Source organism: Bradyrhizobium sp. th-b2 (genome assembly GCF_000426785.1).
Taxonomy (GTDB): Bacteria; Pseudomonadota; Alphaproteobacteria; order Rhizobiales; family Xanthobacteraceae; genus Bradyrhizobium; species Bradyrhizobium septentrionale.
The window spans coordinates 72,103-84,836 of sequence record NZ_AUGA01000038.1 but is presented as its reverse complement, the minus strand read 5'-3'; the positions used below and the strand labels follow the sequence as shown (position 1 = coordinate 84,836).

11 protein-coding genes and 1 pseudogene are annotated in these 12,734 nt (G+C 58.2%); all 12 read right to left on the bottom strand.

Going from position 1 to position 12,734, the window contains the following annotated elements:
• Positions 1-44: 44 nt before the first annotated feature.
• Positions 45-776, bottom strand: a complete 732-nt coding sequence (locus K359_RS0132775; RefSeq protein WP_029083099.1) for a DUF3750 domain-containing protein — start codon at positions 774-776, stop codon at positions 45-47.
• Positions 777-784: 8 nt separating this feature from the next.
• Complete coding sequence (locus K359_RS53660) at positions 785-2,326, bottom strand: recombinase family protein (RefSeq protein WP_035977514.1); 1,542 nt, start codon at positions 2,324-2,326, stop codon at positions 785-787.
• A complete protein-coding gene (locus K359_RS0132765; protein WP_245284792.1) occupies positions 2,316-2,801 on the bottom strand; it encodes a DUF2924 domain-containing protein in 486 nt (161 codons plus the stop codon). The genes K359_RS53660 and K359_RS0132765 overlap by 11 nt, the downstream gene beginning before the upstream one ends.
• Positions 2,798-3,145, bottom strand: a complete 348-nt coding sequence (locus tag K359_RS58360) for a DUF3489 domain-containing protein (protein WP_245284791.1) — start codon at positions 3,143-3,145, stop codon at positions 2,798-2,800. The genes K359_RS0132765 and K359_RS58360 overlap by 4 nt, the downstream gene beginning before the upstream one ends.
• 496 nt (positions 3,146-3,641) lie before the next feature.
• Positions 3,642-4,394 carry a phage terminase large subunit gene (terL, locus tag K359_RS64760; protein ID WP_063618969.1) on the bottom strand — a complete coding sequence of 251 codons (753 nt, stop codon included), beginning with the start codon at positions 4,392-4,394 and terminating at the stop codon, positions 3,642-3,644.
• 707 nt (positions 4,395-5,101) lie between these two features.
• Positions 5,102-5,536 carry a DUF5681 domain-containing protein gene (locus K359_RS64755; protein ID WP_245284790.1) on the bottom strand — a complete coding sequence of 145 codons (435 nt, stop codon included), beginning with the start codon at positions 5,534-5,536 and terminating at the stop codon, positions 5,102-5,104.
• Positions 5,529-7,001 (bottom strand): DNA methyltransferase, encoded by a 1,473-nt coding sequence (locus tag K359_RS53645; RefSeq protein WP_084518581.1) that lies wholly within the window; start codon positions 6,999-7,001, stop codon positions 5,529-5,531. Before K359_RS53645 ends, K359_RS64755 begins: the two co-directional genes overlap by 8 nt.
• Before the next feature lie 80 nt (positions 7,002-7,081).
• A complete protein-coding gene (locus K359_RS61775) occupies positions 7,082-7,687 on the bottom strand; it encodes a hypothetical protein (RefSeq protein ID WP_156928773.1) in 606 nt (201 codons plus the stop codon).
• 434 nt (positions 7,688-8,121) lie between these two features.
• Positions 8,122-8,688: pseudogene (locus K359_RS64750) on the bottom strand (tyrosine-type recombinase/integrase).
• Positions 8,689-8,861: 173 nt separating this feature from the next.
• Positions 8,862-10,499, bottom strand: coding sequence for an MFS transporter (locus K359_RS0132730; RefSeq protein ID WP_029083094.1), 1,638 nt, complete (start codon positions 10,497-10,499; stop codon positions 8,862-8,864).
• 62 nt (positions 10,500-10,561) lie between these two features.
• Positions 10,562-11,254, bottom strand: coding sequence for a YoaK family protein (locus K359_RS53640; RefSeq protein ID WP_035977511.1), 693 nt, complete (start codon positions 11,252-11,254; stop codon positions 10,562-10,564).
• Positions 11,255-11,280: 26 nt separating this feature from the next.
• Positions 11,281-12,639 (bottom strand): alginate export family protein, encoded by a 1,359-nt coding sequence (locus K359_RS0132720; protein WP_371261214.1) that lies wholly within the window; start codon positions 12,637-12,639, stop codon positions 11,281-11,283.
• Between the last annotated feature and the right edge of the window lie 95 nt (positions 12,640-12,734).

Sequence of the window (12,734 nt, the reverse complement as noted above, 5' to 3'; positions counted from 1 at the left end):
CTTAACGGATGTTCCATAACGATGGTTAGGCAAAGACACCCAGGTTACGCTCCTGCGGCAAATCCGATCCGCCCGAGGCCAGGCAATTTGAGCGCTGGACGCCGCAAGTCGAAACCGACGACTGCGCCGAAGAAGTTGATTTCGAAGCCCTCAACCCAGCCAATCGTGACGCCAATATAGCCAGCAAGCGTGGCGTACAGTCCGGTTCCTGAGGCGGTCAAGCCAGCCCAGCTTCCCCGATACGGAAAGTCTTTGCCGATGGCCGTCGGTGGAAGGACGGCATTGAGTTCGGGAACGGCATTAAGCGCTGCCTGAACGAACGTGTTCGAGTTCGGTCCCGGCCATGCGCTGTAGTCGCCATAGGCGCGGAATTTGTAATCTTCGATGACTTGGCGGATCTTGGGAATGAGGTGTTGGGCCTCTTCACCGTCAAGGGCCACGACAACCGTTGGATCGGCGCCAAACCAACGACCATCCGCTGCAAAGCCATTGACGCGTATAGGCTCGCCCCATGCAGTGTAATCATATCGGTTGTAATGGTTGGCGCCGGCTTCCTTGACTACGATCCAGGTATGGACTGCGAATATGCCGCGCCACCGCACGGTCCGTGCAGCAAATACCCGGATCAACGCTTCGGGATGGGAAGACGCCGGGGGCAGAAGACCAGCGCTTGAACGATCCGCCGTTTGCCAGTTGCCTCGCGTGTCGGCGAACCAATAGTAACGCCCGGCAGATATTCCGATCGGCACAAATACCAACAGTAAGAAAGCGATCACGGATCTTCTCAAACTCGCATGCCCACCAGCGGCTGCCCATCGTAATATAGTTCCACTTTCTGACTGTGCCAGCTGAGTGCCTGTACCTTCCGCAGATCGCGCAAAGTGGCGGGGATCTCGCCGTAGAGGACGCCTTTCAGAATGCTTGGCGCGAGGAAGGCCAGCCGCAGTTCGCCACGGATGACCTTGGGATGGAGACCTGCCGCGACGGCCAGATCCTCGACCGACGCGAAACGCCCGCTTGCGAGGTCCCGCTGCCAAGCGTGCACCCGAGCCAAAGACTGAAGCACCTTCTGATCTGGCTCCTTTGCGGATGAGCCTGGAACAATGTGTGTGCTATCGGCCGGCCGCTTGGTCCAGGGTATGTTGATCGCCTCGATCGACGACTCCTCTACGAAAGTAAGGTCTAGGGAGCCGTCCCTTATGACGGCGCGGTCGATCAACGACATAATTGCATTGACCGGCATATCCTTATTCGGCAGACGTTCTTGAATTGCCTGCTCGACAAGTGCCTCGACCTCAGGTGCGGAAACCCGTGTCACCGAACCAGCCTTGTGCTTCCGTCCTCGAAGAGCGGTGCTGACATAGAACCGGTAGCGCACCCCCTTTTTGCTGGAGAAGCTCGGACCCATGCGGTTGCCCTTGTCATCGAAAAGCTTGCCTTGCAGCAAGGCCCCGCCTTGGGAGTATGCGACCTTTCGCTTGACCGTGTTCGATTTAAGCTGCTCCTGAACCCGATCGAAGGTTTCGCGGTCCAGAATAGCTTCGTGCTCTCCCTTGAACCATTTTCCGCTGTGATGGGTTTCCCCAATGTAGATCCGGTTCTTGAGCAAATAGGCGAGGGGACCGTAGGTGAAGGGAATGCCGCCCCGATACTTCGCCACTTTGGTGGTCCGACGCTTTGTGACGATCCTCCCCCGGTCAAGCTCGGGTACCAGCTTGCTGAACGAACCCAGCTCCAGGTAGAGCCGAAAGATCTTGCGAACGGTCTCAGCCCCGGCTTTGTTGATGACGAGCTTCTTCTCCTTCGCATCGTAGCCGAGCGGAACGGTGCCCCCCGTCCACTTGCCCTTGCGCCGACTGGCGGCCACCTTGTCCCTTACGCGCTCAGCCGATAGTTCCCGTTCGAACTGCGCAAAGGAGAGCAGGACGTTCAATGTCAACCGGCCCATCGAGGTGGTGGTATTGAACTGCTGGGTGACGGCGACAAACGAGACTGATTTCGCGTCAAAGGCCTCGACCAGCTTTGCGAAATCCGCAAGCGAACGGGTGAGGCGGTCGATCTTGTAGACCACGACCACGTCGACTCTGCCGAGTTCGATATCGGCCAGCAGCTTCTTGAGGGCGGGGCGGTCAAGGTTACCTCCAGAATAGGCTGGATCGTTGTATTGTTGGGGCAGGGCCTTCCAACCCTGAAACGACTGGCTCTTGATGTACGCCTCGCAGGCCTCCCGTTGGGCATCCAGCGAGTTGAACTCCTGCTCAAGCCCATGCTCGGTCGATTTCCGGGTATAGATTGCACAGCGGAGGGGCTTCGCGTCACTGGCCATCAGCGGCCTCCCGACGAGAGTCTGGGCGGAGCCCGAAGAACCGTGGGCCGTTCCATCTTGTGCCGGTTATGGCGCAAGCGATCTCGGAGAGGCTGGCGAACACCTTGCCCTGGTAGGCAAAGCTGTCGCCCGTGACGGTGACGCGGTAAGTCTTGCCCTTCCATGTCCTGACCAGCTCGGAGCCTGGCTTGATCCGCTGGGGAAGGTCCAGGCGACCATTGGGCTTTGCAGCGGCGGCCCGCACCATCTGATCGAGCAGCCGTTTCAGCGATGCAGGAATGCCACCATAAGCCTTTTCCTGAACCTTGTGAGCGATGCTTCGGCGGAGGAGGTCGGGACCGAAGGCTTTCGGTGGTTCATTCCGAAAAAGCTCGAGGTAGCGCTTCCGCAGTTTGGCTATGGGCATTGTCGACAGCCGATCCAGCTCTGCCTCAACCGCGGGATCGGCTGTCACCAGTTCGTTCTCGGATTTCACGACGCCGCGCCCGATCTACCGATCCGGTAGATGCGTGTGCCATCCACCTTCTCTGAAATGAGGTTCAGCTTCAGCTTCTTCTTGATCACACCTGCAAAGAAGCCGCGCACCGAGTGCTGCTGCCAAGCCGTCACCTTCACGATGGCGTCGATCGTGGCGCCCTTCGGTTGGCGGAGGAGGCCGAGCACGGTCTCCTGTTTGGAAGAGCGGGCTGAACCTTCCTTCGACTTCGAGGTTTCCGTTTTAGTTGGGCTGGCCTGGGCGACCTTCCGCTTCTTGGGGGCGGACCGGTTCGGCTGAGACTTCAGTGATTTTGATTTCGGCTTGGCGTTGCGGGTGACCACACGACTCTCCATCGTTTCAACGACAGCTTCAGGCGCTGCCACTGACACAAGCCCGGCTTAGGCGACCGGGCGAGAGTGGCTGGAAAACAGCGCCATTCCGCGAGAGCCTGTTCAGCATGGACACGGCGTGTCCTCGAGGTGGTGGGGGTAGTGACGCTCTAATGGCCGCTGAAGTCGAGCGAATTCACAGCAATCTTATGGCTCTCTCGCGTGCCCAAAAAGGTGCGAGTTCGGTAGTGATTGCAAGGCAATTCCGCCTGACACCGCCCGACGGTCGTATGTACCGAACGTGAAAGGTGGGATGGGAATAGGGAAGGAAGGTTCTTGCGCTGCAACGGGCGGCAGAATCACCGCCGTTTCGGATTCGCAACCAGCCAGCTCAATTCCTGCTCAAGTCCGTGATCGCAATAAATTCAAGGACGTTGATGCGGCACTCACCGCCTTTGGAACTGGGAGTGTCCCCGATCTGGTTTGCAGCCGGTATGGAACACAGAGTTTAGCCCCACCGTCTTTTGCGAGCCCATCTCGATGGAACGCTAGCATCCGCGAGCAGCTGATTCCATCGATCTGGAGTTATCATCTGCATCCACGACAGGTTGGCGTTTTGTAGCGCCTGGCTGATGGAGTCACACTGATCGTCATGTTTTGCCCCCGGAAATGCAAAGAGTTCAGTCTCGAGGTCGGCAAGCCACAAAGCTCGTTCCGGCAGGAACACCTGTCCCGCTTCAAACTTGGATGACGCTACCGCCATCCGGGTCACCTTGTCGCCCTCCGGCTTGACGGCAATGATACCGGCGACACGCGATCGCAATTCCTGCACCAGCATTGTGCCGGAACCAGCGTCCTCCACGACAACACGTTTTGCCTTCCAAAATCTGGCATGGGTTTCTACCTTTGCCTTGAGGTCGGGGTAGTCGACCCTGCCGCGCCAGACGTCGGCCAGATACCAACGCACGTTTTTTGCGAAGACCCACGTCGTGCAAACCGACCAGTCGTTCTGCGGACCACCTTTGTTAGCTGTGTCCCAACTCTGCATGACCAAGACTTGTTCGTGGACGGGAGGAAGATCCCGATATCGCTGGATCCACTGACGCTTGATCATGGAGCCGCCAGGTGGCACGGGCATCTGCTGGTATTGAGCAGAAAACGCATCGCCGCCGATCTGCGTCTTTAGCGCTTCCAGTACATAAAGTGGCTCTCGCTCTGGCGACAACACCTCTCCAGATTTGCAGAAAGTGAGTTTCTCCACTCCAACACCGAATTGTCTCGTCGTATTCGGCGACCGCCGGCAGATTAAGAATTTCCCACTCGTCGGATTGCTCGGTTAAGAACCCGGTCAGGTCGTCCATATGAATACGCTGCATGACGATAACGATCGCGCCTGTGCGCTTGTCATCCAGTCGTGAAAGAAGCGTGTTTGTGAACCACTGGTTTGCTCCGTTCCGCTTGGTCTCGGAGAATGCATCATCCGGCTTCAGGGGATCGTCGACGACGATAATGTCGCCGCCTCGCCCCGTAAGGGTACCGCCGACTGACGTTGCGAGCCGAAAGCCTCGCGCTGTAAGTTCAATTTCGGTCTCATTGTTCTTGAACGGCCCGACTCTCGTTTCACGAAAGGTTGACCGGTACCACGATGATTCGAGGACAGCACGAAAGTCGTTGGAGTGCTTCTTGGCAAGTTCGCCGGAATAACTTGCGCATATTATTCGGCGAGAGGGATCCAGACCAAGGACAAACGCGGGGAACGCCACCGATGACATGATGGATTTTAGTGACCTTGGCGGCATGTTGATAATCAACCGTTTGGTCCTCCCTAAACGCACTTGTTCTAAGCGGTCTGCGATGGCGTCCAAATGCCAGCTATGGATGAATGTCTGCCCCGGTGTTAGCGTCAAGAACGTCTTCTGTACGAAAGCCCTGAAATCGCTGCGTAACAGTGCTTGAAGTAAGCGTCCTTCAGCCGACATCACGATGAGCTCCGCTTTTACGTGTTTGAGTCCGCCCTGCACCCTTAGTTGGCATCTTCAGGAAGTTCGCCAGGATTGCCTTGTCTTCTTCCAGTATTTCGTCGAGCTTGATCGTCGCTTCCGGAGATTCTCCGTACCGATCAAATAGAGAAAGCATTAGCTTCAACGCGACTGGCTCGCTTCGCATAGCGTCGTTGGCGAGTCTTCGCAGCATCACCTCAAGCGCAGGCAAGCGGCGAGTCTTTCCGTTTTCGGTGACAGCAATGCGTTGTCCGAGTACCTCCTGGAGAACGAGGCCTATAGACCGGCTGCCCTTAGGGCGCCCCCTAGGGTTTCCACTCTTCCCCTTTTTGAACTGTGTCGCCTTTGGTGGGCGTCCGTAACCGACAGTGCCATCCGATATCTTCCGCTTTTGCCTAACCACGGCGCTTCTCCGTCCGTGGGGTGTGAGTTTTCCGGTGACCAGCCACGGCAGCGGAACTTATGCGCGGCGGATCCAGGGTTGACCGAGATGCTATGGAGTCTGGGTGAGTTTCCGCGGCATGGATCGCTGGCTTCGCGCGCACCTGAGACATTTCCTCAAAGGTCCGTCCGTCGCCCTCCAGAATCGCCTCCGCATGCGTCATCTGTTGCCAGCGTAGGATTGCGACGTCGACGTAACGCGGTTCATATTCCAGGCAGTAAGCGACCCGCCCGACCTTTTCCGCGGCGAGAATAGATGTGCCAGACCCCGCGAATTGATCTAGGACGATATCACCAGGTGTGGTGCAGTCGAGCAACGCATCGGCGACGAGCGCGGTGGGCTTGACTGTGGGATGTACTGCGAGTGTGTTCATACGGTCGTTGCCAAAAGTATTGGCGCCCGCATAGGTCCAGACGTTTGAACGATTACGTCCGAAACGACCTAGCTCGACATTATTTCGGTGCGGACGACCGCCGGTTCGAAAGACACCGATCAATTCATGTTGGGAACGATAGAAGGAACCTTGTCCAGCGTTCGTCTTGTTCCAGACCACGAGATTCAGCATGGAATCGTATAGGTCGCGTCCGACCGCGATCAAATCATCGATATGGCGCCAATCCATACAAACAAAATGAACAGCAGCTTCGGTCGAGACATGGATACCATTTCCGAGCGTTTCGGAAAGAAATCGCCGGAATTGGGCGGGCCGCATCTCGCCGGATGCGAACGCGAATTCTCCATGCCGATGTCTTCCACGGCCACCGATCGAACTCACCCGAACATTGTAGGGCGGGTCGCAGAATACAGCAGTTGCGAGATCTCCTTGCATAAGCCGGACAAAACTGGTGGGTTTGCGGGCGTCGCCACACGACAACCGATGCTTGCCGAGCAACCACACGTCGTCTTGCTGCGAGACGATTTCTTTAGAAAGAAGAGCTAGGGCTTCCTCAGGTTCTGGCTTTGAGGCGGCCATGTCCGAAAGAAGCAGATCGATCTCCGGCACCGCAAAACCTGTCAGCGTGACTTCGAGGTCCTCAGCAGGCAGCAAGTCCACGAGTTCGCCTAACTCGATCGCCAACATTTCGCGATCCCAGCCGGCTTGTTCCGCAATCCTGTTATCGGCAATCAGATAGGCTCGCTTTTGAGCGTCGGAGAGGTGCCCAAACCGGATGATTGCAACGTGGGTCAGCCCCACCAGTTGGGCGGCTTCGACAAAGCCGTGGCCGGCCAGAATGGTACTTTTGTCATCAACTATTACCGGTTTTATTTGGCCGAATTTTTCGATGCTTTGTCTTATCAGCGCTATCTGCTTCTTCGAATGGGTTCTAGCGTTTCTCGGATGGGGTCGGAGCGCGCCTATCGGGACGAGCTCGTTAAGAGGAAATTCGACCTTGTCGCGATTAGGTAGCGTCCGGGTGACTGCCAATGTTGCCTCCGTTAGTTAAGCGGAGAACAGCAGACCGCAGAGAAACTTCAAAAATAAACAAATAAGCGGGCTGTGTTTATTTATTTGGCCGAACGGGGACGCCCTCGTCGTTTCCTAAAAACTTCTTTATAAGCCGCATTGAAAATTCGAACTGGGATTTGTTCTCCAAAATAATGAGCAGCGTCCTGTATGAGGATCTTTCGACGGCCTTCACCTTGTGCTTTTCGTGTTTGTAGCAGGCATTCGCAGCGTTCGCGCAGTTCGGATTTCGGATCTTTTGGATGCCATGATAATTCAATGTCGTCATAGCTTCCCACCGTGCTCATTGCCCAATTGCCGGCGAAGTTCGGCCAGAGGCGTTTCCACTCAGCGGTTGGTATGGACTGTCTCGTGGGATCGGACCGACCGCGCGGCACGCCAGTAGCTACTAACTCTTCACTCAGAAACTTCGTTTGCAAATTGCGAAGCAATTCGCGCCCAACCGCACACGCTTCGTCCATTTCCCACCAAAGTTCCTTTGATAGGCTGTTGCGCATTTCATAGCGCTCATGGTGGTAGCCAGTCAGACCCGGGGGATAGCCAATCCGCTTCAGGGCAATTTCCGGCGTTTCAAAATAGGAAACGAAAATCTGCCAGAGCTGCTCGTCAAAGAACATTTCCGGCGCCCGACTCAGCGAGAATTCCATTGGGTTCGAGCCTCCATGCTCACCTTCCCAATTTAGGCCGGTTTGGAGGGAATCAGAAGAGCTAACAATTCGTGGAGTCCCTCGAAAGGTTAGCGCCGCTCAGGGTGGCTGAGGAAGCCACCTGAATTCAAATCGGTTTCAAGAATTCAAACTCGAAATCAACCCGCCAGATTGACGCGCAAATAGGCCTATTAGACGGGCTTGATTTCTTGAATTCATTCATCCTGAATTGCCATTTCAAGATGAAATCGCGCTGAAGTGTCGCGTCGACCGTGTAGGACGCCAAACTTCGTGTCGTCGGCGCAAGTGGCGACATCATCGGTGACGAGCAAGTCTTACATCGTGAGGGGGAGGTGATTCGCGTAATGGCGGCTTATGGAATGGCCGCTGTTGGCGCGAACGTGACCACCGGCGTGGAGGCCGGTGGTCGGCGATTAGAGCTCAATCTGTTCAGCCATATTCAAGGTGTCATCCACCTTGATCCCGAGATATCGGACGTGCTTTCCAACTTGGTGTGACCGAGGAGAAGTTGAACTGCCCGCAAGTTTCCGGTCTTACGATAAATCTGGGCCACCTTTTGTGCGGCGCATCGAGTGAGTGTCGTAAGATGCTGACTCTAAGCCGTTGCTTTTAACCCAGCGGTGCACCAGTCGGGCATATTGACGGGTTGAAATGTGAGGACTTGCATGAATTCGAGTTGGGAAGAGGTATCGGGAGCCCGTGACCCGCAGCGTTAGTAGCCAGGCTTCAACTGAATTCCTCGACTGCTCCGAGATCTCGAAAATATCGTCTAGTCGCGGTTTGACCATGTCAGAAGCGCGAAGTTTACTATCGATTGCCAGGTTAAAGATCGCAAGGTCGCGCATCGACCGCGCGATTTCTAGGTGGACTCGAATAGACCATACGTGCTTGGGCTCAAGAGGTTTCTTCTGGCCGACGAGTAACCCTTCACTATCGCGAGCGAAAGACTTTAGTGCCGGCTGATCGTTCAGGCTTCCCACACGAGCGTGCTCACGACCGACCGCTTCGAGCGAAAAGCGGCCATTCGCCAAACGTCTATCTTTTGAGCCCAGTGGTCCTAAAGGCTACGATGTGCCGGGTCGTATTTGCACGGCGATGAGTTGAGATCGTTGAAGAACGAGGCTGAAGAACAAGCTCGGGCGGTAAGCTCAAACTACGAGCGTTCGTCAGACGATCCGAAGGACGCGGCGATGAAGTGCGTGACCTTTGGCTCCGCGGCGGCCCCAAACTCACGGATAGCATTCTGAACGACCCTGTCCGCATTGGTCACGCGATGGTGCTGCCGGAGATGCTCAAGCCAGGATGCGATCATGAAGGTCTCGAGGAAGCGTCCTTTTTCGGCCGCATCCTCGAAGACGTCCCAAGCATATGCGCCATCCCGCCGGCGCTGTTGACCCAAACGCCGGATGGCGACGAGGAACGCATCACGCTTCTCGGCGGCGACGCGGTACTCAACCGTTACCAATACCGGACCGCGATCGCCATTGGCGTCGATCGCCAAGACCGGCGCCGGCCAATGCATGGAGGGCGCGAGGTCCACTCCCGCACCGGACAGAAGCTTCCAGTGCCAGGTCGCCGCGATTCCGACAAGGGCGCCGGCCGCAGCGATGAAGTGCGCCGCCGGCAACCCGAGCGCTGAGGCAAGCTGCCCCCAAAGCGCGCTGCCGGCCGTCATCGCGCCGAAGAACATGGTGACAAACATGGCCAGGCCACGGCCACGCACCCAATCCGGCAGGGACATCTGAACCGAGACATTGAGGGTCGCGAGAACGGCGATCCATGAAACGCCCGCGACTGCGCAGGCCGCAATGCCGATCGCTGAATGACGTGCGACGCCCAGCAGGCCCAGACTGAGTGCCGTGCCGAGCGTGCCGGCCGCAACAAGCCGGTCGGATCCGAGAGCCGCCTTCATGGAGGGCAGCGTGAAAGCGCCGACGACGGCGCCGATGCCAATCGCTCCCAGCAAAATGCCGTAGAGCTCGGGGCCGCCCGCGATCTGATTGCGTGCGACCAGCGGGAGCAGCGCCCAGTAAGCGCTTGCGAAGAAGAAGAACGCCACCGCTCTTATGAGCGTTGCGCGCAAATTCGCATTGTATCGCGCGTGCCGGAAACCAATTACCAGCGCGCCGCTCAAACGCTCCGGCGGAAGCCCGCTCCCTTGCGCCGGCGGCGGTCGCCACCAGAGCAGGGCCCCGATCACGGCGAAGTTGCTCAATGCGTTGATCCAGAACGGCGCCGCGATGCCCAAACCGCCGATGACCACGCCGCCCAGCGCAGGTCCGATCGCCCTGCTGATGTTGACGCCGACGCCGTTGCTCGCCACCGCCGCGGCCAAGTCGTGTTTCGGGACAAGCTGAGGCACAACGGACTGCCATGCTGGTGCGGTGAATGCCGCACCGGCGCCGAGCAGGAACGTGAAGAGCAACAGGATGGACGGGGTAACGAGGTCGAGCCAGACCAGCAACGCGCTCGCTGCGGCGACGACGGTGAGGACGATCTCCGTACCGATCAAAAAGCGGCGCTTGTCGACGGTATCCGCCAGAGCCCCGGCGGGGAGCGCGAACAGGAACATCGGAAGGCTGCCCGCAACCTGGACCAAAGAGACCGTCAGCGGATCGGGATTGAGGCTCGTCATTAGCCATCCAGACGCGGCGTTGTACATCCAGGTGCCGACGTTGGCGACGACGGTCGCGATCCAGACCACCGTAAAGGCCCGATGACTAAACGCGATCCAGGGGGACGCGCGCCCCTCGGCGTGGGGTGGACTGAGTCTCTCGTCAGAATTGGTCATGCGTCCTGCTTTGTCGGCTTGCTAAGCTGCGTCCAGGCCGAAGCGTCATCAGGTCAGGTTCGTCACGGGCTCTTTCCGGCTGGTGTACGAAGAAATGGCGTCGCGATTCCGAGAACCGGCGGCACAACAAAGCACCAGACGCCGACATGCGCGTACAGGAGGGCGGCGGCCGCGCAACCCGCCGCGAAGACGGCTACGTTGGTCGACATGGCCAGCAGGCGCGCGCCGGGAGCCGACACATTATCCACTGTTGGTGCGTGCACCATATCAGCGAGACCGATCATAATCTGCGTCGTCGTTCCCGTCATCAATGTCGAGGGCGGCGCCGTCCCGAGATGAATTCGGTGGGCGGCGTTCTGGATCGCTATGGCGGCCACAAGGACCATGCCGGTGACGACCGCCTGCCAGGCGTCGCCGTCGACGAACGGTCCGAGATGGATCGCGAGAACGGCGCCGGCAACGAGGAAGGCGACCTTCAGGCCGAGAATGATCTTCAGCGCAGGGCGGTTCAATCGCAACAGCCCCGAACTTACGAGGCGCGTCAGGATCACGACCAGGCAGAACACCGGAAGCGCCAGCAGTTTCGCCACCGTGCCCGTCGTGCCAAACACCAGCGAGGCCCCGAGGGTGACGAAGTTTCCGGTGACGTGAGCCGTGAACAAACCCTGCAGCGCGAGGAAACCGGCGGTATCGACGAATCCGGCGTTGAGGCTCAGCAGCAGCGGGAGCGTCGGCCTTGAGTTTGCGGCGGGCATGATCGAACCTTCTCAAGGAACGACAGTTATAGGGCGTACTTCAGTTCGACCCCGACGTAGTCGCTGTCGTGACCGCCCGCCTCACGGATCGTGTTTCCGATCTTGTAGTGCACCGCTTCCAGCGCGCCGGTCAGATTGGCGTTGAACCGATAGTCCACGCGCAATTGCCCGTAGGCGCCTGACCATGCACTACCCTTGCCGGCCGTTCCGGCTACCGGAATGTTGGGCTGCACGTAGATCGCGTCCGCCGTGGTCTCGCGCCACTGGAAGCCGAGCGCACCCATGACCGACAGGTTGGTCACCGGCTTCACCGTCAGGGACGGTTTGACGTGGAAGAGGTTCACGTAACCCGTGAAGCCGGCCAGCGTGAAATAGTAACCGTTCGGGAACAGCGGATTGAACGTCCCTAGAACATTATCGGCGGGATGATGGTCTCCCGAAGCGGCATCCATTTGCAGCCCAAGCCGCGGTTGCCACGCGAATTGAGCGAACGTGTACCCGGAACGCGCGCCGACCGCCCAGGCGCGGATATCCTTGCCGCCGATTGCGCCTGTTTGGCCCATCGCCTCGAGATCCCAATCGATATGGTTGAGATTCCCGGCGAACCGTACATCGAACACGTTACGCTTTTCGTCACCGCTGGCGTCGAGGTATCGGGCGTTGTCCTTCTGATAGAACGAGTAGTATGCGGACAACTCATTGGTGCCGAGCACCTGACGTTCCACACGCAGCGTGTGAAACCGGAAGTGGCTGTTCGAGGTGTCGTCGAAAGGATGCTGGAGATCGTATTGCACCGGCTGGCTCAGGAATCCGATGAAGCGCCAGGGGCCACTCTCCCAGTCGCCCCACACGGCATCGAAGGACTGCCGCACATTGGGACCGTCGCGGGACGAGACGAAACGCTGCAGGTCGAAGTCGAAGTCCTGTCGTCCGACGCGTGCCTTGAGGGTCCCGGCCTCGGTCGCGTTGACGTAGGCGAGAAATCCGAGCCGCAGATCGAGGGGGTCCTGGTCAACGGGCGTGGTGACGTTCTTGCCAAAGGCGCGATCGTCCTCTACCTGGAGGAACAGCTGCCAGTGCTCGTCGAAATGGACATCCGCATGAAACTGCAGACGCTGGATAACGTAGTTGTCGCTCTTCGTGCCGCCGACGCCGAATCCGGCGGCGTTGACGCTTTCGAACCGCTCCCGCAGCGTCGCGCCGAGCGACATGTAGCTCTTGGGATCCCAGGGCATGATGGGGATGTACTTGATGGCATCGTAAGGCTCGGTCCGAAGCACCGGATTGACCAGCACCGACCAATCCTCCTGCCAGCGGTTGGTCTTGATGGCGGGCCGCTGCGACGCCGCATCGTCGGCCCAGGCGACCGCCGACATCGACATCATCCAGCCAATCGTAAACATCGTCCGGAAAATCGTTCGGGGACGATAGGTCGGAGGTTTCGATTGCGGCTCAACATGGGTCATCGGATACCGGGAAC